Genomic DNA, 22327 nt, shown 5'->3' with positions numbered 1-22327 from the left:
ATCGGTAAGCAGCCCGCCGGCAAAGGCGCGCGCCTCGGCCAGCGTCTTGTTCATTTTCCAGCTGGTCCCGATCCAGAATTGCTTCGGCTGCGGCATGCGATGGTTCACTCCGTTGCGCCGACCAGGGCCCGGGCCGTCGGCTCATCGGTGATAAGGCCCTTCAACCGCGCGCTCTTCAGCACCGCACGTACTGCCTCGATCTTCGTGGGGCCGCCGGCGATGGCGATGATGCGGCTTTCTGCCGGCCCGTCCAGATCGACGGCGAGCGTGCGGGCGGTCAAGGTTGTCTCCAGCACCCGGCCGCGCGTGTCGAAAAAATGGCCGAGCATTTCGCCGACGCCACCGACGGCAGTGATCTCGGAGATTTCACGCGGCTCGATCATGCCGGTCGCCACAAGCTGGGCGCCGGCATCCGCCGTGCCGATGCCGACGAATTTCAGTCCCGCCCGGTTCGACATCTCGAATATCTCCCGCACGCCGCGCTGCGCCAGGAGTACTTCGCGGTCGTCTGCGGAATTGGCAAAAAAGGGGACCGGCATGACGTAGGCCTGTGCGCCGGTCTTTTCGGCGAGTCGGTGCATGACGTCGTGCGGATTGGCGGCATAGTTGCGGGTCAGGCCGCCGAGCAGCGAGACGAAGCGGACGCCGGCTGCCTCGAAGCGCGGCAACTGATGCACCGCGGCGGCGAGCGTGCGACCATGCCCGATACCGATGACCCTGTCTTCGCCGCGCTCCATCTCGCGACGCAGGAAACTGGCGCCCGCCAGCCCCAGCGCCCGCAGCGGCAAGCCTTCCTCGCCCAGATCCGGCGCAACCTCGCAGAAATCCAGTCCGAACCGATCGCAGAGCTGGTTCTCCAGCAGGACGCATTCGACGATAGCGCCGTCGATCGAGACTTTCACCGCACCGTCGGCCACCGCCCGGGCGATCAGACGATGCGCCTTCACCGAAGGCAACCCGAGCCGCTTGGCCACCTCGGCCTGAGTGAGACCGCCTGCATAGTGCAGCCAGGCGGCGCGGATCGCGAGCGACCCTTCCGCGTCCAGTTTACCCGGTCGTTTCACATGCAGTCCTTTATCGCGCGTTTGGGCATCATCGGCAGCCGGCTCAGATATTCAGGCTTTGCACACCGGTGTCGATATGCGGCGCCCAGAAAGCTATGCTCTCGGCGATCTGAGCGATGACCTGCCGATCCTCCGGCTCACGCTCCTTGAAACTCAGCTCCAGGCAGATCTCGTTCTCGACGGCGCCGCCTTCGGCCAAGGCCTGCAGCAGCGGCTTAGGTTGGATGCGGCCCCTGCTGTTGAACGCGACGGTGAAGGGGCGGTGTCCACCCTTGTCCATAAGGCTTTGTTTGATATGGATGATCGGCGACACTTTGGGCACCGCGCGCGCCCAGGCATAGGGATCGTAATCATCCGCATCGGCACTGGTCACGTCGCCGTGGTCGATGTCCGCCATCATCCACATCGGCACCGCCATTTCGGCTTTGGTCAGCCTGTCCTGCAGCTTCAGGCATTCGGCGATCGTCTGGCCGAACTCGCGCCCGATGCTCATCGGTTCCCAGAAGACGTATCGCAGCCCGGCACCTTTGGCATGCTCCGCCACCTCTGCCCAGCAGTCGATGGCGATCCCGATCAGCTCCTCGCGCCGGACCGGATCGTCATAATCCTTGAAGGTGAAGATGGCGAACTGGGTGCCGATGCAAACGCCGCCGAGGTCGGCGGTAATGTCGGCGAAAGTTTTGAACCAGTCGACATAGTATCGGCGAACGTCGCGGTCGGGATGACCGAAATGGTTGAGCCGGCCGTACGGACCGGTCATGCCGCTGGTGACGCGCACGCCGGTGCGCCGCAGGGCCGCCGTCATCTGCCGGGTCAGCCGCCGGATTACGGGCGCTGGCCAGCTCGGATTGATGAACTCGTGCGTCAGCTGCAGGTCGCGCAGCCTGAGGTCGCGGGCGACCGTCTCGATCAGGTCGTCTGGCTCGGCAAAGCGGTTGACCAACGGGTTGGTGTTCAGCGAAAGTGTCAGCGCCATGGCGCGTGGGTCCGGAACGTGGTTGCGGGTCAAGGTCGCATCGGATTTCACGCGGCCTCGGCCAGGTGCTCGGCGTCAAACCACATGGCGAAGGCGTCCCGTTCGGCCTCGGTGAGATGCAGGTGGTGCTTGGTGCGCCGCAGCAGGATGTCGTCGGGCGTGCGCGCCCATTCCCTGGCGACGAGATAGCGCACCTCCGCCTCGTAGAGCAGGCCGCCGTGATGACGTCCAAGGCCATCGAGCCCGGCCGCGTCTTTGACGAGGTCCCTGGTGCGCGCACCGTAGAGCCGCCCATAGTGATGGATGAGATTGCGCGGCATCCACGGATAGGTCTCGCGCAGACCGTTGGCGAAGGTCTCGTAGTCGGCGTTGGGGATTTCGCCGCCGGGCAGCGGCGCGGTCTCGGTCCAGTCCCCGCCCATCTTCGGGAAAATATGCTTCAGCCGGTGCATACCGCGCTCGGCCAATTCGCGGAAAGTGGTGATCTTGCCGCCGAAGACGTTGAGCAGCGGCGCGCCGCCGCTCTCGTCGAGGTCGAAGACATAGTCGCGCGTCACGGCGGAGGGATTGCCCTTGCCGTCATCGAACAGCGGCCGCACGCCGGAGAAGGAGTAGAGCACGTCCTGGCGCCGCAGCTTCTCCTTGAAATAGCGGTTCACCGCCGCCAGCAAATAGTCGATCTCGGCCTCGTCGGCCCTGACGTCCTCGGCGCGGCCGCCATAGGCGATGTCGGTGGTTCCGATCAGCGCCATGTTCCCCTCATAGGGATTGATGAAGATGACGCGTTTGTCATGGTTCTGCACCAGATAGGCATTGGCGCCCTGCCAGAACTTAGGCACGATGATGTGGCTGCCTTTGACCAGGCGCACATTGCGCGACGAGTTCGATCCCGCGACTCGGCCGATGACGTCCGAAACCCACGGACCGGCGGCATTGACGAGACAGCGGGCGCGAAAGACGCGCGTTTCCCCCGTCATCGCGTTTCTCGTCGTCACCATCCAGGCGCCATTTTCACAGCGGGCGGAGACGGCAGGCGAGCGGGTGAGCACCTCGGCCCCGCGTTCGGCGGCGCCGACAGCGTTGAGCACCACCAGCCGCGAATCGTCCACCCAGCAGTCGGAATATTCGAAGCCGCGCGTATATTGGTCGAGCAACGGCGTTCCTTCCGGATCGCGCTCGAGGTCGAGCGTGCGCGTGCCTGGCAGCCGCTTTCGGCCGCCCAGATGGTCGTAAAGGAACAGGCCGAGCCGCACGAGCCAGGCCGGCCGATCCTGCGGGCTGTGCGGCAGCACGAAGCGCATCGGCCAGATGATATGGGGCGCGGCCTTGAGTAGAACCTCGCGCTCGATCAGCGCCTCGCGCACCAGCCGGAACTCGTAATATTCGAGATAGCGCAGACCGCCATGCACGAGCTTGCCGGAGCGCGAGGACGTGCCCTCGGCAAGGTCGTCCTTTTCGCACAGCACGACCGACAGGCCGCGGCCTGCTGCGTCCCGCGCGATGCCGGCGCCGTTGATGCCGCCGCCGATGACGAAGAGGTCGACCGTTTTCGGCTCAGGCCCCATCCTATGCTCCTTGCGGCGTTTCGGCGGCAGCCGTGTTGCGGCGCTGGGCGGCGAGCATGTCCCAGGCTGGCACCAGGGCATGGCGTGCCGCGCCGAATGCGGGAAATAGCCCGTCATAGACACTCATCAGCGCCGGATCGGGCGCCTCGGCGGGCCCGAGCAGCGGCGTGATCCAATCGGCGATGCAGGCGCCCATGTCGGGGTAGGCGCCGATGGCGACCGCCGCCATCATCGCGCAGCCGGCGGCACCCGCCTCCTCGCGCGATGAGACGCGCACCGGCGCGTGAACCGCCGCCGACAGGATGCCGCGCAATCCTTGCGAGCGGGCCGCGCCGCCCGACAGCCGCAACTCCGACGGCAGCTCGCCCATGGCAGCGTAGCAGTCGCGCATGGCAAGCCCCAGTCCCTCGATGACGGCACGCACCAAGCTCGGGTAGCGATGGTTGACAGACAGGCCGACGAAGCCGGCGCGGGCGTTGGCGTTGACGAACGGCCCGCGCTCGCCCGCCTCCGAAATATAGGGGTGGTAGACGATCTGGCCGGGCTGGCTGTCGCCGAGCCAGTGATCGATGCGGGCGACCAGATCGCGATGACCGGCCTCCTGTCCGAATTCCTTCAGCACATCCGCGGCAAGACCGAGAACCCAGTCGATGTTGAGCGTGGTCGCCATGTTGGTCTGGACCTGCGTCACCAGATCCGAAACCGGGAGGGTGATGACGTAACCGGAGCCCTCCTTGTTGAGGTGCACGGCGCCCGTCGGCACGGCGCGCATGTGGACGCCGGTCGAGCCCACGATCGAGCAGGCGACATCCCCCTCGCCGCCGCAGACCCCGGCGCCGAGCGCGGTCATGACCATGTCGACATAACCGAGGCTGACGGGAGTGCCGGCTTTCAGTCCGGTCTCGGCCGCTGCCGCTGCCGTCAGCGGATGGGTCACCATGGTGCCGTCGATGATCTCGGGCAACAGCTTGCGCCGGCCGGAAAGGCCTAGCGCCTCGATGACGGCGTCGTCGTAGCGGCGGGTACGGAAATTGCCGAAGGTGAAACTTGATTCCGAAGGATCGGTGGCGCGCACGCCGGTCAGGTTCAGATAGAGCCAGTCCTTGCAGTGCAGCGCCACTTCGGCACGGTCGAGAAGCTCGGGCGCGTGCCGGTCCATATGGGCCATCTGACTGCCTTGCTGGCAGGTGTTGAGCCCGGTTCCCGTCGCCTCAAAACGGGCGCGGCTAAGCGGGCCGGCAGCCAAGCGCTCGACGGTGGGCGCCGCGCGGGCATCGAGCCACAGCCATGCGTCGGCGACCGGCGTGTCTTGCCGACCGACGAGCCAGGTGCCGTCGCCCTGCGCGGTCACCGCGAGCGCCACGGTGCGCGCCACTAGGTTTTCAACCTTGTCGCCGAGCCCTCGAAGCGCAGCGGTGCAGTCGCGCCAAGTCTGGGAGAGCGACTGCGTCGCCGAACCGTCGGCGCCGGACGCGTACCGGTTCGGAACCGAAGCGGACGCGATCTGGCGGCCGTTCAGCTCGAAGGCGACCGCCTTGATCACCGACGTGCCGGAATCGATACCTATGATGACGTCAGCGCCGGCCACGGATCTCTCCGCTTCCGATGCGACCATGCCTGGATCGGCAACAGGGCAATGTCCGTCTCCTCCTGATTTCCCGCCCGAAGCCCGCGGCGAACGGGGTGGCGGCGAAGATACGCCGTTGTGCACTCCTCCGTAACGGCACCTACTCAGTTCACTCTAAGTTATCACGGAAATAACACAATGCATGATTTTTTTTGCAGACAACGAAAATTTTTTCAGCTACGCTGATATCAGTCAGGAGGGAACTCAATGATCCGCCCTCCGTCGTCTCCGGCAGGCGGACAGGAAAGCGGACAAACGGCGACCGAATGCTTCAGCCTTGTTTTCAACTTGCGCTGCAGCACAGTACGGCGTGCGTAACAATGATATAAGTCAATCGTTTACCTCTGATAAATTGACCGCCGCAGCATTTTTCTGCCGTGCCTGCGAGATGGATCATCTCAATGATCGGCCATAGGATCAATCGAATGCGCGAGGCTGTTCCGAGAGATGCCGGTTTGAAAATCGTATGGCTAAAAGCCCCTTTCGACCGGTCACAATCGGCACCGAAGCGGAATTCCGATCTATCATGCTTGACGCAAAATATAACACGAATATAACATGTCGGTCGTAGAATGGACGTCAATGCAGCGGGAGGAAGACGCCTCATCGCCGGTCAAGGGTGGAGGAAATCGATGCAAGCAATGACCCGACTATGCCGTATCACCATCCGGCGGCAGGCCTGCGTCGTGCTTCCGCGACCATCGTTGCATCGGCCCCTGCCCGCCTCGTTTCATCGTCGGCAAGGCTCTGAATGATGAATGCCATGTCGACCCCGAAGGCCCCCGCCGCGCCACGCCGCAGTCTCACGATCGCGATCGGTCTCGGCGTCGTGGTCCTTGCCGCGATCGCGCTCGACACGAAGGTGGTCCGGATCGGATCGTCTGCCGACGTCGGCCAGGAGGCGTTTTCGCCCGACCGGTTCGGCGAAAAGGAGTTCCCGCGCATCCAGGCCTTCGTCGTCGAGCACGCCGTCAACGCCGCCACCTTCGGACCGGCGGTGATGGCCGACAAGAACGCGGCCGCCAAGCAATACGGAACCGCCTCGTCGACCGGCGCGATCATCCCGATCAGGCTGACGGCGGTGGCGGGCGAGGCGAAATCCGGCGTCTACGAGCTCAAGGCCGACGGCGTACCGGCCGACATCCATATTCGCGTGCAGGCCGGCCCGGCCATCAACGGCACCGATCTGCGCGATGCGACGGGTGACATCGTCTTCGGCAAGTTCAAGAACCAGATCGAATACCAGGACGCCGGCTCGGGCATCAACCGCGCCATGAAGAAGGCGACCCTCGACGCTATCGACACCGCCGGCCTCTCCGGCAAGACGCTGGAGATCTTCGGCGTCTTCCGCCTCATCAACCCTAAGAACTGGCTGATCACGCCGGTGAAGGTCACCGTCAAATGAGCGACGCTGCGACCTCCCGGACGGCCGGCGAAGTGGTTCTGGCGGCGCGCAACATCGCCAAGTCCTACAACGGCGTGAGGGCGTTGAAGGGCGTGAATTTCGACATCCACCGCGGTCAGGTGACGACGCTGTTCGGCGAGAACGGCGCCGGCAAGTCGACGCTGATGAAGATCCTCTCCGGCGTGGTGCAGCCGACCTCCGGCGAGATCGTTCTCGACGGCCAGCCCATCGTGTTTTCCTCCTCCACCGACGCGCGGAACCACGGCATCTCGATCATTCATCAGGAGCTTAGCCTCGCGCCCAATCTGTCGGTTCGCGACAACATCTTCATGGGGCGCGAGATCACCGGCCCGACCGGCGTCAACTACGCCGAGGAGGAACGCCAGGTCCGCAGGCTGCTGGCGGAACTCGAGGAGGACATCGATCCACTCACCCCTGTCGAGGAACTGCGCCTCGGACAGCAGCAGATCGTCGAGATCGCCCGCGCGCTTTCGGTCGACAGCCGTATCCTCATCATGGACGAACCGACATCGGCGCTTTCCGCCACCGAGGTCGAGGTGCTCTTCAGCGTGATCCGCGACCTGACCGCCAAGGGTGTGTCGATCGTCTACATCTCGCATCATCTGGAGGAGGCGCTGCAGATCACCGATCATGCCGTGGTGCTGCGGGACGGCAACATGACCGCCTACGCGCCGCGCGCCGATATCGATCTCGAATGGATCGTACGCAACATGGTCGGCGAGAACTATGATCTGGGCAGTCCGCCGACCGGCCATGATTTCGGTCCGGTCATGCTCTCGATCCGCGAACTGACCGTGCCGGATCCGGCCGGCGGCGGCTACAACGTCGTCGATCGCATGTCGCTCGACGTCAGGGCCGGCGAGATCGTCTGCATCTATGGCCTGATGGGGGCCGGCAGGACGGAACTGCTCGAGACCGTCGCCGGCAAGCTGAGTGCGACGTCCGGCGAGATCGTGCTCGAGGGCAAAGAGATTTCCCACCTCCCCATCGGCGAGCGCATCTCCCGCGGCCTTGCGCTCGTGCCCGAGGATCGCCAGCGCTACGGTCTCGTCCAGACGATGTCGGTCGGGCAGAATCTTTCGCTCGCCTCGATCATGGAATTCACGCGCGGGATCTTCACCTCAGTCAAGCTCGAGCGGGCGCTGGTCCAGAAATCGATCCGGGACGTGACGGTCAAGACCGATGGACCGGACGTGCCGATCGGGTCGCTATCCGGCGGCAACCAGCAGAAGGTGGTCATCGGCAAGATGCTCGCCACCGATCCTAAGGTCATCCTGCTGGATGAACCCAGCCGCGGCATCGACATCGGCGCCAAGGCCGAGGTGTTCCGGATTCTGGCTCACCACGCGGCGGCCGGGCAGGCCGTCGTGTTCACGACATCGGAAGTCAACGAATGCCTGTCGATCGCCCACCGCATCATCATCATGCGGCGCGGGCGGATCTCGGCCGAGTTCACTTCGGACATCACCAAGGAAAAGATCATGGCCGCCTCGGGCGAGGCCGTGGCGGCCTGAGCGGAGCACGGGAAAAGAATAATGACGCAACCGAGCGCCAATGGCATCTCTTCCCCGGCCGCGGCCGTGAGGGGGACGACAATCAGCCCGATCAAGCTCTTGCTGAAGGGCCGCGCCTTCTTCGCGCTGATCGCCATCATCATCGTCTTCTCGTTTCTGTCGCCGAACTACCTCACCGTCTCAAACCTGCTGATCATGTCTTCGCATGTCGCCATCTACGGCATCCTGGCGATCGGCATGCTGGTGGTAATCCTGAGTGGCGGCATCGACCTGTCGGTGGGCTCGATCCTGGCGCTGTGCGGCGTGGTTGCCGGCGCGCTGATGCAGGGCGTCGAACTGACGCCGCTCGGTGTCATCCTGTTTCCACCTGTATGGGCGGTGGTCGTGCTGACCTGCGCGCTCGGCGCCTTGCTCGGCGCGCTCAACGGCATCCTCATCGCCTGGTTCAGGGTGCCCGCCTTCGTCACCACGCTGGGCGTCATGTACATGGCGCGCGGCATCGCGCTGCTGCAGACCAACGGCCTCACTTACAACAACCTCGCCGGCCGGCCGGAGCTCGGCAACACCGGTTTCGACTGGCTGGGCTTCAACCGGCTATTCGGGGTGCCGATCAGTGTGCTGGTCCTGGCCGCCCTCGCCGTGCTGACCGGGCTGATGCTCAGCCGCTCCTCCTTCGGCCGCTGGCTCTATGCCGCGGGCGGCAACGAGAACGCAGCCGACCTGTCGGGCGTGCCTGTCAAGCGGGTCAAGATCACGGTTTACACACTCTCCGGGATCCTGTCGGCCATCGCCGGCCTAGTGCTCTCTTCGCAGTTGACGTCGGCCGGGCCGACCGCCGGCACCACGTACGAGCTGACCGCGATCGCGGCGGTCGTCATCGGCGGCGCCGCGCTGACCGGCGGCCGCGGCACGGTGCGCGGCACCATGCTGGGTGCCTTCGTCATCGGCTTTCTTTCGGACGGCCTCGTGATCATCGGCGTGTCTTCCTACTGGCAGGCCGTCTTCACCGGCGCCGTCATCGTGCTCGCAGTGCTCATGAACACCATCCAATACGGGGCCCGCGGCATCCGACAGTGACGCCGCGCCCCGCCCAAGAGCTTCTCCGGGACCGCAAGGAGACTGTGCCGGAAAGAAGGCCGAGACCAATCGGCAACCGCAATCCGAAACCGCAATCTGTACAGGGAGTGAGAGAAATGATCGATAAGACCAGAAGGATCCTGTTGGTCGCCGCCGCGGCGCTGCCGTTGATGGCAAGCCAATCCTGGGCGGCCGGCTTGATCAGCATCATCGTGACCGATCCGGCCAATCCCTATTGGCTCACCGAAGGCCAGGTCGCCAAGGCCACGGCCGAGAGCCTCGGCTACACCGCCAATGTCAGCGCCCACAAGGGCGACACCAACACCGAAAGCACGATGATCGACACCGCCATCACCAACAAGTCGGTGGCGATCATCCTCGACCCAGCCAATGCCGACGGTTCGATCGGCGCGGTCAAGAAGGCAATCGCCGCCAACATCCCGGTCTTCCTGGTCAACGCCGAGATCAACCAGGACGGTCTCGCCAAGGCGCAGCTCGTCTCCAACAACGCCCAGGGCGCCGCGATTGGCGCGCAGCAGTGGGTCGAGGCGATCGGTGACAAGGGCAACTATGTCGAGCTGTTCGGCAACCCGGCCGACAACAACGCGGCGACGCGCTCGAACGGCTACGAAACCGTGCTCACCCAGTATCCGGATCTCAAGAAGGTCGGCAAGGAAGTGGCCAACTGGGACCGCACCCAGGGCTACCAGAAAATGCAGTCGCTGCTGCAGGCCCATCCCGACATCGTCGGCGTCATTTCCGGCAATGACGAGATGGCCCTCGGCGCCATAGCGGCGCTGAAAGAAGCCGGCAAGCTATCCCAGGTGAAGGTCGGCGGCTTCGACGGCTCGCCGGACGCGGTCGCCGCCGTCAAGGCGGGCGAGATGCAGTACACGGTGCTGCAGCCGGTGGCGGTCTTCTCGGCCGAAGCCGTGAAGCAGGCCGACAAGTTCATCAAGACCGGCTCCACAGGTGCTGCCTCCGAGAAGCAGCTTTTCGACTGCGCCCTGATCACCAAGGACAATGTCGACAAGTACACCGGGCCGTTCACGCTCTCCCAGTGAACCTTCGGACTGGGGCGCGCGGCGTTGCGCGCCCTTTTTCCTGCCGCGCAAAAGGCATTCGATGCGCAAAACCCTGCCCGCCCCCGAGGTGCCCGCTTGCCATCGGCGCCAGATGTGCGAATGGCATCGGCAGGAGAGGCTTGGATGACAGATCGCGAGATTCGGCCCGAGCAGGCCTTGAAGACCCTTGCCGGGGATCAGGTGCCCGCCGACAGCCGCCACGCGCGCCAGCTGGCGCGCCGCCGGATGATTGCCGAGGCCGTCATGGTCGAGGGCACGATGCGCATCGAGGATCTCACCGAGCGCTTCGGCATCAGCCTGATGACCGCGCATCGCGACTTGGACGAACTGGTCGAGAAGGGATTGCTGCGCAAGACGCGCGGCATCGTCTCAGCCGCCCCGACCAGCCTCATCGAATCGAGCGATGCCTACCGCTCGTCGCGCCAGGCGGCGGAGAAGCGCGCGATCGCGCAGGCAGCCGCGGCCTTCCTGGAACCTGGCCAGGCAGTCTTTTTCGACGATTCCACCACCGTCCTGCAGCTCGTTCCGCACCTTGCCGCGCGCGTGCCGCTGACGGCGATCACCAATTCCATCACCCTGATGAACGCGCTCAAGGACACGCGCGACATGACGCTGCTCGGGCTCGGCGGCCAGTTCTACAACTGGTGCAATGCCTTCATGGGGCCGGTGACGGTCACGGAGATCCGGCGGCTGCGGGCCGATCGCGTCTTCATGTCAATGTCGGCCATCACCGACGGCATGGTGTTCCACCAGTCGCCGGAAATGGTCGAGACAAAGCGCGCGATGTTCGACAGCGCCGCCATGCGCATCCTGCTGGCCGATCACACCAAATTCGAGCGCCGGGCGCTGCATGCCATGTGCGCGCTGAACGAGTTCGACGTCATCATCGTCGACGATGGAACTCCACCGCGGCAGGTCGAGGAGATGAAGGCTGGCGGCATGACGGTCGTCGTCGCCGCCGCGCGACCAGAAGATGTTACAGTCGCCTGATTGTAACATCCGTTGATGTTAATTTCACATGATGCTATGCGAGAACCTCAGGAGATGCACGCGACGTGCATGGCGAGGAACGCATGCCCTGTCTGCTGGGGATCGATAGCGGCCTGACCGTCACCAAGGCGGTGGTTTTCGACGAGGCCGGCGCGCCGCTGGCCGTAGCCCGCCGCCGCTTGCCGCAGATCATCTCCGAACCGCGTCATGTCGAGCGCGACATGGACGAGCTGTGGCGCGCCGCCGCCGAGGCAATTGCGGAAGCGCTCTCCGGCTGCGGCAGGCCGGGCTCGGACATTGCTGCCGTCGCCGCCACCGCGCATGGCGACGGGCTCTATATGCTGGGTCGCGACCGCCGACCGCTCGGACACGGCATCCTGTCGCTGGACAGCCGGGCCGGAGAGGTCGCCGCCCGCTGGCAGACCGACGGTACGGCCGCCAAGGCGTTGTCGCGGACCGGCCAGACGCCGCACGCCTCGGCGCCATCTTCGCTGCTGGCCTGGATGCGCGAGCGCGAGCCGCAGCGCTTTGCCCGCATCGGCCATGTGCTTGCCTGCAAGGACTGGCTGCGCTTTTGCCTTACGGGAAGCCTGGGCACCGACCTCACCGAGGCCAGCACCTCGTTCACAGCCGTCGACAGCCAGGCCTACGCGCCGGACATCCTGCAGATCTTCGGTCTCGAAGCGCTCGGCGACGCGCTGCCGCCGGCGGCGCGGCCGGACGAAATCGTCGGAGCCGTCACGGCGCAGGCGGCCCGATCCACTGGCCTGCTTGCCGGCACCCCGGTCGTGGCCGGCCTGCACGACGTGACCGCTTCGGCGCTCGGCATCGGCGGCTATGGCGAAGGTGTAGTCGCGATAGTTGCCGGCACCTATTCGATCAACGAGACGGTCTCCACCGCGCCGCGCATCGACGCCCGCTGGTTCTGCCGCAACGGCTTGAAGCTCGGCGAATGGAACAACATGTCGATCTCGCCCGCATCGGCGGCAAATTACGACTGGTTTCTCGACACACTGTGCGGTTCCGAGCGGGCGGCGGCCGAAACCGACGGACGCTCGATCCACACCATCGTCGGTCCGGAAATCGAGGCGGCGTTGGCGCGGCCCTCGACGCTGCTCTTCCATCCCTATCTGTTCGGCTCGCCGCATGGCCCGGCCGCCAGCGCCGGCTTCCTCGGGCTGCGCGGCTGGCATGACCGCGGCGACATGCTGCGTGCGGTGATCGAGGGCATAGCCTTCAACCATCGCGTCCACGTCGATGCGCTGCGCGAAGGTTTTGCCCCGCGCGAGGCGCGGCTGACCGGCGGCATTTCCCGCAACCCGGTCTTCGCGCACATCTTTGCCGATGTGCTCGGCATGCCGATCACGGTGACCGAGACGGAAGAAGCCGCCGCATGGGGTGCTGCGCTCTGTGCCGGCGCCGGCGTCGGCCTGTTCGCCTCGCCGCGGCACGATCCGCGCGACGTCGCAGCGCTTGGCCGCACCTACCGGCCCTCCCCCGAGCGCAGCGCCGCCATGGACAAGCGGTACCGGCTGCACTGCGACATCGCTGACCGCCTGGCGCAAGCCTGGCCGTCAATCGAAGCGCTGGCGGAAGGGGGGGAGCGATGAACGCGGACAATCGCCGGCAGGACATTGCCGACTATGTCATACAGCATGGCGAGGCGCGCATCGACGAGCTCGTGACGGCATTCGGCGTCTCGCGCATGACCATCCATCGCCACGTCGACGAGCTGGCGCGCCAGGGTGTGCTGCGCAAGCTGCACGGCGCGGTGAGCGCGCAGCCGTCCGGCGTCTATGAAAGCCTCTTCCGTTTCCGCGAGACGCATGCGGCGGCGGCCAAGCGGGCGCTTGCCCGCGCGGCCCTGGCCGAGATCGAGCCGGGTCAGGTCGTGCTGCTCGACGATTCGACCACCGCCAACGCGCTCGGCCCGCTCCTGCCGCAGATCGCGCCGCTAACCGTCGTCACCAACAGCCTGTCGCTGGCGGAGCAGCTGGTGGACAAGGACGAGCTGAAGCTGATCCTGCTCGGCGGCGAATACCATCCGACCTACAATGCCTTCATTGGCCATATTTGCGAGAACGCGCTGCAGAAGATCAGGGTCAATCTGCTCATCTGTTCCGCTTCGGCGATCGACAAGACGGCGACGCTGATCCAGGACCCGCAGGTGGTGCGCGTGAAGCAGGCGATGGCCGCGGCGGCCTCGCGCAGCGTGCTGCTCATCGATTCCTCCAAGTTCGGCAAGTTAGCGCTGCACCTGTTTGCGGACCTCACCGACTTCGACCTGGTGCTCAGCGACGACGGCCTTCCCGAAGAGGTCGCCGGCAACTTGCAGGCGGCCGGGGTCAATCTCAAGATCGTGCCGGTGCAATGACCGGGACGACACGCGATGTCGATGTCCTCATCATCGGCGCCGGCATCAACGGCGCCGGCCTGTTTCGCGATCTGTGCGAACAGGGTCTCAAGGTCGCGATCGTCGACAAGGCGGATTTCGGTTCCGGCACCAGCGCTGCGCCGTCGCGGCTGATCCATGGCGGCATCAAATATCTCGAAACGGGTGAGCTGGGCCTCGTCGCGCAATCGACGCTGGAGCGCAACCTTTTGCTGCGCAATGCCCCGCATGCCGTGCGCCCGCTGCCGACCGTCATCCCGATCTTTTCCTGGTTGACCGGCATCGGAGCCGCGCTGCGCACCCTTTTCGGCAGCACGACCGCGCCGCGCAGCCGTGGCGCACTGCTGATCAAGATCGGCCTTGCCATGTATGACTTCTACGGCGCCCGCCGCCGCGTCATGCCGCGGCACAGCATGTGGTCGAAGGCGCGGGCGCTGAGCGAGATACCGCCTTTGACACCGGGCATCGTCGCCGCCGGCACCTATTATGACGCCACCGTCCGTCATCCCGAGCGGCTGGTGCTTGAACTTCTCCAGGATGGCGTCAGGGCCAGCCCTCAATCTATGGCTCTCAACTACGCGCAGTTGCTGGGCAGCGACGGCAGCGTTGTGCGCTTCGCACTGCCCGACGGCGGCGAGTTTGGTTTCCGGCCACGCATCGTCGTCAATGCGGCTGGGCCATGGATCGATCATGTCAACGCGGCGCTCGGCGCGCCGTCTCGGCTGATCGGCGGCACCAAGGGCTCGCACATCGTGCTCGACCATCCCGAGCTGCTGCAGGCGCTGAACGGCCGCATGATCTATTTCGAGGCCAATGACGGCCGCATATGCCTGGTGTTCGACTATCTCGGCCGGGCACTGGTCGGCTCGACCGACACCCGCGCCGCCGAACCCGACGCGGTACGCTGCGAGGATGATGAAATCGACTATTTCCTGGCAAGCTTGCGCGAGCTCCTGCCCGGCCTTGCCTTTGGGCGCGAGCAGATCGTCTATGCCTATTCCGGCATCCGCCCGCTGCCGGCATCGGACGGCACTGCGCCGGGCCTGATCAGCCGTGACCACTCGGCGCCCGTCATGGAAAGCGAGGGCGACCGGACCTGGCCGATCATCTCATTGGTAGGTGGCAAGTGGACGACCTTCCGCGGTTTCGCCGAGGAGGTGGCGGACATGCTGTTGTCCAGGCTTGGCCAGCCCAGGCGGGTGAGCACGCAAAGCCTCGCCATCGGCGGTGGCCGCGACTTTCCGGCCGATGCAGCCGCGCATGGCCGCTGGATCTCCGCCGTCACGGCTGAGACAGGCGCGTCGCCGGCCCGCGCGGAAGCAATGCTCGACCGCTATGGAACGACGGCCCATGTCATTCTAGCGCACGAAGCTGGACGGCAGGCCGAGCCGCTTGCCGGCTCATTCGAATACACGCAGGCGGAAATTGATTGGTTGGCGCGCAACGAACGCGTCGTCCATTTGGCAGACATTGTCATGCGACGAACGGTGCTGGCGATCACAGGCCGGCTCAATCGCAGCAGCCTTGCACAAATTGCCGACACGGCAGCGGCCGCGCTGGAGTGGAATGCCGAACGGCGTGAGAAGGAGCTGGAAGCGACTTCAAAGGAACTCACGGAGCGGCACCGATTTTGCTTTCAATAGCCGAGCTCCCATGACGGTCGATGCCGACGAGTTGAGCCGTGCCTAACGGCCACCGCGGCGGCGGCCAAAAGCCGCAAAGCCGCCGTGCCACCCTCCCCAACCGACCGCATCAAGATCGGCAATGCGGACGCGAGCGGCCAAAGCGCGCATTTCGTCGTTTGGCTTCATCTTCAGGTCGACGAAGGCGGCACACAGACCGGTCAGGAATTGGTGGTGTCGGTGCCATATGACGCGCAGATGACATTCGACGGTCTCGCCACCCAGGCTTTCGAGAAGGCGCACGCCATGCTTCGCGCCTGCTGCGAGATTGACGAGACCATGTGGTGGAAGCAGTTCAACCGCAGCCTGGCGCCGCTGCCCGAGTGGACGCCCGGCGCCCAGTAGTGGCAGGCGCCGAACCAAGCGCACTGAGGGCGGGTTCGATTTCGCATCGCCTGCCTCTGGCCCACGACGAAGTCCGGCATTGTCACCCTGCGATGCCCGCTCCGGGCGAAGGCAAAGCTCTGCTTGAATGGCCGACGTCAGGCGCAAAGCTGGGCGCCAAACTCAGGCAGCCGTTGTAAACTGCTCCTTCGACCTTCGAGATAAGAAAAGGCGAGCAGATTGAAGACGTGCTCGTCTTTTCTGGATAGCTATCTGGAGGCGTTGAGCGACGCGGCGTTGTCACAGCTTTGGGTCCCAATCCAAGGGGGCAATCACGATGAAACGCGATTGCCTTTTCCCAAACGGCTCTAACTACCAGGGCGCTGAAAAGTCAGCGAGCTGTCCGTTAATCCCTGCGAAGATGGTGGACCCAAGTCGCGCCTTTGCTCCAACGCCCTCAAAATCCTGATCTAATAATGATTGTGTTGAATGCGTTTCGCTGATTAGCTGTCTTGCATAAGTCCGGGACAAGGTTGGCAATGTTGTCCGGGGAGGACCGCGATGCCGGTGCTTGAAGTTCGCCATGTTTCCAAGAACTTTGGAGCCATCCAGGCCCTGACCGACGTCAGCTTCCAGGTAGAGCGGGGCGAAGTCGTGGGTCTCATGGGGGACAACGGCGCCGGCAAGTCGACGATAGTCAAGACAGTGGCCGGGAACTTCCCGCCGAACGACGGCGAAATCGTAGTGGACGGCGAGGTTTGTCAATTCCACAAACCCGTCCAGGCCCGTGCCAAAGGAATCGAAGTCGTCTATCAGGACCTGGCGCTTGCCGACAATCTAACGGCCGCGCAGAACGTCTTTCTTGGCCGTGAGATCAAGAAGGGCTTCTGGCCGATCAGGGTGCTCAATAAGCAGGCGATGATCGACCGCTCGGCAGCGCTGTTCGAAGAACTCAAATCGGAAACCCGACCGCGCGACCTGGTCAGGAAGATGTCGGGTGGGCAGCGCCAGGCGGTAGCCATCGCACGAACCCGGCTTTCGAACGCCAAGCTGGTGTTGATGGACGAGCCGACCGCCGCAATCTCCGTACGCCAGGTGGCGGAAGTGCTCGAATTGATCCGACGCCTCAAGGCGCAAGGGGTCGGGGTCATGTTGATCAGCCACCGCATGCCTGACGTTTTCGCCGTCGCAGATCGTATCATCGTGCTGAGGCGAGGTTCGAAGGTTGCCGACAAGCAGGTCGACAACACCTCGCCCGAGGAAATCACCGGACTAATAACGGGGGCCATCCGTGGCGAATAGTGCTCGGCAGTCGGTTAGCGTCAGGGAGTCGCTCGTGGAAACCAGCCGCCCGGCCATGGCGGACTTCATCCCGACCAAGGAGAAGACGGCACTGCAGCGTGTGGTTTCAAGTCAGCCATTCTGGGTGACAATCGCGCTCATTGCTCTCGTCATGTTGATGACAGCCATCGAGCCGAGCTTCGGCACCTCCGAAAACGTCGCCAACGTCACGCGCAACTTCGCACCTTTCGGCCTCATGGCGCTCGGCATGACGGTGGTGATCATCACCGGTGGCATCGATCTGTCGGTCGGCTCGATCATGGGCCTAGTGGCCATCGTCGCCGGCCTGTTCCTGACCTGGCACTATCCTTGGTACGTCGCCTTCGCTATCGGCCTTTTCTCCGGCCTGGCCTGCGGCGCGGTCAACGGGTTCTTTGTTGCTTATGTCGGAATGCCGTCCTTCGTGGTCACCCTCGGGATGCTGTCCGTGGCGCGTTCGCTGGCGGTCGTGTTCTCGGCCAACCAGATGCTTTACCAGTTCGGGCCCGATGCTCCGATCGTGAAGGCGATCGGCCAGGCGAGATGGCCACTGCATGGGCCGCAGGACTGGGCACCGCACTGGATACCGGGACTGTCGTCGCAGTTCTGGACCATGGTGATTCTGGCCCTGATCGTCGGCTTCGTGTTCAATTTCACTGCCTGGGCCCGACATCTGTTCGCCATCGGTGGCAACGAGGAGGCCGCCCGGCTTACCGGCGTGCCGGTCGACTGGATCAAATTCCAGGCCTATGTCTTCTCGGCTTTCACCGCCTCGCTCGCCTCGCTGCTGCTGCTTGGTTACAACGGCTCGGCCATCAACGCCATGGGCCAAGGTTATGAGCTGCGCGTGATCGCCGCGACAGTCATTGGCGGAGCCAGCCTCATGGGCGGCGCCGGCACGGCGTTCGGCGCGATAATCGGTTCGGCCTTCCTCGAGGTGATCAGGAATGCACTCCTGATGGCCGGCATCGATTCAAACTGGCAGGGTGCCTTCGTGGGCGCCTTCATCGTTCTTGCGGTTCTTTTGGGCATGCAAACCGGCGGCAGATCGATGCTCGCAGCGTCGCTGGCAGCCTTGATGCCCAAACGAAGCCGTTAGAAACCCGCCGGCGGGAGGCCTGCGGGATCACACCAAAGGAGGAGAACGTCCCATGAAAAAACATCTGCTCACGGCGGCCGTGGCGCTTGGCGCAATGGTGCTCGCCGTTTCCGGCGCCCAGGCGAAATACACCTTCGCCCTGGTGCCGAAGAACATGAACAATCCTTTCTTCGACCAGGCACGCGACGGCTGCAAGAAAGCCGAAGCCGAATCGAATGGGGCCTTGGAGTGCATGTATATCGGCCCCGGAGAGCATGGCGGCGGCGACGAGCAGGTACAGATCGTGCAGGACCTCGTTGCCAAGAAGGTGGACGGCATCGCCGTGTCGCCATCGAATGCCGCGGCGATGGCAGTCGCGCTGCAGGCCGCCAAGGAAGCCGGCATCCCGGTCCTCACCTGGGATTCCGACCTCCTGCCCGAGAACAAGGATCTTCGCGCCGCCTATATCGGGACCCACAATTATGAGATCGGCGTGAACCTTGCCAAGCTTGCCATGCAGATTAAGCCCAAGGGCGGCACGATCTGTATCCAGTCGGGCGGCGCGGCGGCGGCCAACCACAATGAGCGCATGCAGGGCATTCGCGATACGCTTTCGGGCACCAAATCGGCAGCCTCGCCCGGGGACCGGCTGACGGGCCAGAATGGCTGGACCGAAATCGAAGGCTGTCCGCTCTATACCAACGATGATTTCCCGCTTTCGGTGCAGCAATTCGAGGACATCATGGGGAAAAACCCGAACCTCGACGCATTCATCCCAACCGGTGGCTTCCCGCAGTTCATCCCAGACGCCAACCGAGCTGCGGTAGCCCCGTACAAGGACAAGATCGCCTCGAAGGCCCTGGCCCTCGTCGTCGCCGACACGCTTCCCGTCCAGATCGATCAGATGAAGGAAGGTCTCTCCCTTGGCCAGGTCGGCCAGCGGCCGTTCGAAATGGGCTACAAGACGATGATGGCATTGAAGGATATGAAGGACGGCAAGGCTCCGCCGGCTGACCCGACCTACACCGGCCTCGACGTCTGCACTCCGCAGACGGCGGATACCTGCGTCGCCAAATAGGGCTTTGGGCGGGAGGAACTCCCGCCCTTTCGTTGGAGCGAGATGCGGCTAAACTGAAGCATTCTCATCTCGCTCCAGGGGTTTCAATGTCGGAATTGTTCTCGCTCAACGGCCGTGTCGCACTGGTCACGGGTGCTTCGCGCGGCCTCGGCTTCGCCATGGCCAAAGCACTTGCGGAAAACGGTGCGACGGTAATCGTCAACGCTCGCGGCATGAACGCCCTCTCCGCGGCGGCGGAAAGGATCGGGGCCGAAGCCCTGCCGTTCGACGTTACCGACGCGGCGATCTCAAGGGCGGCGCTCCAAGGGATCGTCGAACGCCGCGGCCGCCTCGATATTCTGATCAACAACGCCGGCATCCAGCATCGCAGGCCTTTGGTCGAATGGGAGGACGAGGATTTCGACCGTGTGATTGCGGTCAATCTTTCGGCCTGCTTTCGCATGATGCGTGATGCAGCGCGCCTCATGCTGCCAAACAAATTCGGGCGCATCATAAACACTGGATCGGTTGCGGCGATCCTTGGCCGTCCCACCATTCACGCCTATGTGGCGGCAAAGGCGGGCCTGCACGGGCTGACGCGCTCCGCCGCCGCCGAAATGGGCCGTCACGGTATAACCATCAACGCGATCGCCCCCGGCTATTTCGCCACCGAGCTCAATACCGCGCTTATCAACGATGAGGCTTTCACCAAGTGGGTCGAAGCACGAACCCCTGCCGGCCGCTGGGCGCAGCCTGAGGAACTCGGCGGAGCCGTGGTGTTTCTCGCCTCTAACGCTGCCGCTTACGTCAATGGACATGTGCTGACGGTTGACGGAGGTCTATCGGTTTCCCTCTGACTTGCGAACCGCAGCCCGTCAGAGCCTATTCCGGAAGGCATTGTCGGCTTCGACGTCACGGCCGCGCGAAGGTGGCGGATCAGGTGCGGTGTTATTTATACCGGCTCGCCCGCCACGATCGCGAGCTGGTTTGGCAGGCGATTTTCGGAACTCGACGCTGATTCATCTGTCGTCAGGTCGAGGGCCACTGAAAGACCGTTCGCACCCTCGACGGGCCGCCTGTCTATTCCCGCGATTCGGCTGATCGACCCCATTATGAATGATCACGAACTCGTCACCGCCTAGTCTGGCAACAGTGTCGTCCTCGTTGTGGCTGTATTGAACACTGATCGACCCCTACGGCCAGGTGAATACCCGTGGAATGATATGTCACGGCCTCTGCGATGCCGAAACAAGCTCCGCTTTCAAGCGCGCCGTCTCCATCCCGACTGCGATGAAACGGCGCGCATGGCGGGCAAGCTCCATATTATCGGTCCACAGATTGCGCCAGATCGCTGTCTTCCTCGACAGGTTCTCGTCGACGATCTCCGAAGAGAAGGATTCGAAGCTGAGATCGTCGTTGTAGCCTATAGCCGTCAGCGCGTCGAAGATCGCGGCGAAATCGATGCTACCGGTGCCGAGAAAGCCGCGGTGGCTCTCGCCGATATGGACATAACCGATCTTCTTCGCGGCATGGCGGATGGCCAGCCCGACATCGGCCTCCTCGATGTTCATGTGGAAGGTGTCGAGATGCAGGAAGATGTTGTCGGAACCGGTGTCCTCGATGAAGGCCAGCCCCTGCGCGGCGGTGTTGAGCAGGTTGCTTTCGAAGCGGTTGACGATTTCGAGGTTGAGCGTGACTCCGGCCGCCTTGGCGGTTTCCGCGACCCTGGCGAGTGTCGCGGCGCTGCGGTTCCACTGGTCACGCGTCGGCGCCTCGGTTTGCAATCCGTGGCTGGTCGAGAGAATGCCGCCGACTTTTTGGCCGCCGAGATCGCGCGTGAGCGCGATCGTGCGGTTGAGGATCTCGACACCGCGGGCGGCGACGGCCTTGTCGGCGCTGGAGATGTCGCCCTCGGCCGGCAGGCCGATGCTGATGGCGACGCCAAGGCCGAGATCGGCGATGCTTTTGGCCAGCTTGCCGATATCGACATCGGCCGGATCGAGATAGGAGAACTCGATCAGGTCGAAACCGGCTTCTTTCGTGTTGGCCAGCGTGCGTTCGAGATCCGCCTGCGCCGAGCTCGCAGACCAAACGAAAGAGTGGATTCCAATACGCGACATGATCATCTCCATCCGATGGATAGGGCGCGGCCGGGTCGAACGACCCAGCCGCGCCAGCCTTGGGAGCAGCGTTAGCGAGCCGCCGTCCAGCCTTTGTAGTCCTTCAGGTTCTCGGCGGTGATCAGCTTCGGATCGAGCAGCACGGTCGGCTCGGCCGGCTTTTTGCCGGCAAGCACCTCTGCCGCCATCGTCAGCGACTGACCGGCCATGACATAGGGATCCTGCGAGGCTGAGGCCTTGATCATCGAGGTGCCGGATGCGAACTCCTTCTCGATGTCGGGGGCGCCGTCGACCGCTGTGATGATGAATTCCGAGCGATTGAGCTGCTTGGCGGCGAGCTGCGCGCCGATCGCCGTCGGGTCATTGATGGCGAACACCGCGTCGATTTTGTCGAAGCGAGTGAGCAGCGACTGGAACACTTTCAGGCCGCCGTCGCGCGAGCCTTCGGCGTTCTGGTCATCAGACAGGATCTTGATGTCCGGATGCTGCGACAGCACGTTCTTGCAACCCTTGACGCGCTCCAGGATCGAGGACGAGGCCGGGCCGTTGAGAATGACATAGTTGCCTTTGCCGCCGGTGTGGTCGACCAGGTACTGGCAGGCTTCCTCCCCGGCCTTGACGTTGTTGGTCATCACGGTGACGTCGGCGCCTGGCGCCGAGACGTCAAAGGCGGCGACCACAATGCCGGCCGCCTGCGCCTTCTTGACAGCGGGCGCGATCGCCTTGGCATCGACTGCATTGAGCATGATGACGTCCACGCCTGCGGCGATGAAGGAATCGATCTGCGAGACCTGCTTGTTGAGGTCATAGTCCGCCGACACCGACGTCACCTCGACCTTGGGATTGATCTTCTTGGCCGCGTCCTCGATGCCCTTGATGGTGGCGACGAAGAAGGGATTGCCGAGCAGGCCGACCGAGATGCCGACCTTGTTTAGGTCCTTGGCCGATGCCGGCGCGATGACGAGGGCCGCGAGGGCTGCGCCGCAGAGCAGTTTGGCGATGGTCTTCATTTACTTGCTTCCTCCGATTG

Annotated in this window: 18 protein-coding genes and 2 pseudogenes; 13 read left to right on the top strand and 7 right to left on the bottom strand. The window is 64.0% G+C overall.

The window, feature by feature from the left end; genetic code table 11:
- The 5 genes and pseudogenes from LB528_RS30480 to LB528_RS25965 all read right to left on the bottom strand — a co-directional run.
- Positions 1–96, bottom strand: a pseudogene (locus LB528_RS30480) (triose-phosphate isomerase); the annotation flags it as partial.
- An 8-nt stretch (positions 97–104) separates the two neighbouring features.
- Positions 105–1046 carry a sugar-binding transcriptional regulator gene (locus LB528_RS25980; RefSeq protein WP_224517383.1) on the bottom strand — a complete coding sequence of 314 codons (942 nt, stop codon included), beginning with the start codon at positions 1044–1046 and terminating at the stop codon, positions 105–107.
- Positions 1047–1107: 61 nt separating this feature from the next.
- Complete coding sequence (locus LB528_RS25975) at positions 1108–2040, bottom strand: sugar phosphate isomerase/epimerase family protein (RefSeq protein ID WP_224716785.1); 933 nt, start codon at positions 2038–2040, stop codon at positions 1108–1110.
- Between the two features lie 47 nt (positions 2041–2087).
- On the bottom strand, positions 2088–3605 hold the full coding sequence (locus LB528_RS25970) for a glycerol-3-phosphate dehydrogenase (protein WP_224716784.1): 1518 nt from the start codon (positions 3603–3605) through the stop codon (positions 2088–2090).
- A 1-nt stretch (position 3606) separates the two neighbouring features.
- The gene (locus LB528_RS25965) at positions 3607–5193 is read right to left on the bottom strand and encodes an FGGY-family carbohydrate kinase (protein ID WP_224716783.1); all 1587 of its coding nucleotides are present in this window, start codon (positions 5191–5193) and stop codon (positions 3607–3609) included.
- A 793-nt stretch (positions 5194–5986) separates the two neighbouring features.
- Between LB528_RS25965 and LB528_RS25960 the strand changes: the two genes are divergently transcribed.
- The 13 genes and pseudogenes from LB528_RS25960 to LB528_RS25900 all read left to right on the top strand — a co-directional run bounded on the left by LB528_RS25960 (position 5987) and on the right by LB528_RS25900 (position 20034).
- Positions 5987–6637 (top strand): DUF2291 family protein, encoded by a 651-nt coding sequence (locus LB528_RS25960; RefSeq protein ID WP_140755045.1) that lies wholly within the window; start codon positions 5987–5989, stop codon positions 6635–6637.
- Positions 6634–8172, top strand: a complete 1539-nt coding sequence (locus LB528_RS25955) for a sugar ABC transporter ATP-binding protein (RefSeq protein WP_224716781.1) — start codon at positions 6634–6636, stop codon at positions 8170–8172. The genes LB528_RS25960 and LB528_RS25955 overlap by 4 nt, the downstream gene beginning before the upstream one ends.
- A gap of 96 nt (positions 8173–8268) precedes the next feature.
- Positions 8269–9249: pseudogene (locus LB528_RS25950) on the top strand (ABC transporter permease); the annotation flags it as partial.
- 116 nt (positions 9250–9365) lie between these two features.
- The gene (locus LB528_RS25945) at positions 9366–10313 is read left to right on the top strand and encodes a D-ribose ABC transporter substrate-binding protein (protein WP_224517250.1); all 948 of its coding nucleotides are present in this window, start codon (positions 9366–9368) and stop codon (positions 10311–10313) included.
- A gap of 144 nt (positions 10314–10457) precedes the next feature.
- Positions 10458–11324: a DeoR/GlpR family DNA-binding transcription regulator gene (locus tag LB528_RS25940; RefSeq protein WP_224517252.1), complete on the top strand. Its 867-nt coding sequence runs from the start codon at positions 10458–10460 to the stop codon at positions 11322–11324.
- Positions 11325–11407: 83 nt separating this feature from the next.
- Positions 11408–12934, top strand: coding sequence for an FGGY-family carbohydrate kinase (locus tag LB528_RS25935; protein ID WP_224517254.1), 1527 nt, complete (start codon positions 11408–11410; stop codon positions 12932–12934).
- Complete coding sequence (locus LB528_RS25930; protein ID WP_224716779.1) at positions 12931–13698, top strand: DeoR/GlpR family DNA-binding transcription regulator; 768 nt, start codon at positions 12931–12933, stop codon at positions 13696–13698. Before LB528_RS25935 ends, LB528_RS25930 begins: the two co-directional genes overlap by 4 nt.
- On the top strand, positions 13695–15359 hold the full coding sequence (locus LB528_RS25925) for a glycerol-3-phosphate dehydrogenase/oxidase (RefSeq protein ID WP_224716778.1): 1665 nt from the start codon (positions 13695–13697) through the stop codon (positions 15357–15359). Before LB528_RS25930 ends, LB528_RS25925 begins: the two co-directional genes overlap by 4 nt.
- 84 nt (positions 15360–15443) lie before the next feature.
- A complete protein-coding gene (locus LB528_RS25920; protein WP_224517259.1) occupies positions 15444–15743 on the top strand; it encodes a hypothetical protein in 300 nt (99 codons plus the stop codon).
- A gap of 540 nt (positions 15744–16283) precedes the next feature.
- Entirely contained in the window at positions 16284–17024 is a 741-nt protein-coding gene (locus LB528_RS25915) for an ATP-binding cassette domain-containing protein (protein WP_140839132.1), read from the top strand.
- A 34-nt stretch (positions 17025–17058) separates the two neighbouring features.
- The gene (locus tag LB528_RS25910) at positions 17059–18141 is read left to right on the top strand and encodes an ABC transporter permease (protein WP_224517261.1); all 1083 of its coding nucleotides are present in this window, start codon (positions 17059–17061) and stop codon (positions 18139–18141) included.
- Positions 18142–18193: 52 nt separating this feature from the next.
- Positions 18194–19198: a sugar-binding protein gene (locus tag LB528_RS25905; protein WP_140839134.1), complete on the top strand. Its 1005-nt coding sequence runs from the start codon at positions 18194–18196 to the stop codon at positions 19196–19198.
- Between the two features lie 86 nt (positions 19199–19284).
- Positions 19285–20034, top strand: a complete 750-nt coding sequence (locus LB528_RS25900; RefSeq protein WP_224517263.1) for a glucose 1-dehydrogenase — start codon at positions 19285–19287, stop codon at positions 20032–20034.
- Positions 20035–20403: 369 nt separating this feature from the next.
- On the opposite strand, the gene LB528_RS25895 is transcribed toward LB528_RS25900, so the two are convergent.
- Both LB528_RS25895 and LB528_RS25890 read right to left on the bottom strand, forming a co-directional pair.
- Positions 20404–21297 (bottom strand): sugar phosphate isomerase/epimerase family protein, encoded by an 894-nt coding sequence (locus LB528_RS25895; protein WP_224517265.1) that lies wholly within the window; start codon positions 21295–21297, stop codon positions 20404–20406.
- Positions 21298–21368: 71 nt separating this feature from the next.
- Positions 21369–22307, bottom strand: a complete 939-nt coding sequence (locus LB528_RS25890; protein WP_224517267.1) for an ABC transporter substrate-binding protein — start codon at positions 22305–22307, stop codon at positions 21369–21371.
- Between the last annotated feature and the right edge of the window lie 20 nt (positions 22308–22327).

It is taken from the genome of Mesorhizobium sp. CA4, from assembly GCF_020165075.1.
In the GTDB taxonomy this organism is placed as follows: Bacteria; Pseudomonadota; Alphaproteobacteria; order Rhizobiales; family Rhizobiaceae; genus Mesorhizobium.
Note: the sequence above shows the minus strand (reverse complement) of the source record. Positions and strands in the feature narration are given on the sequence as shown.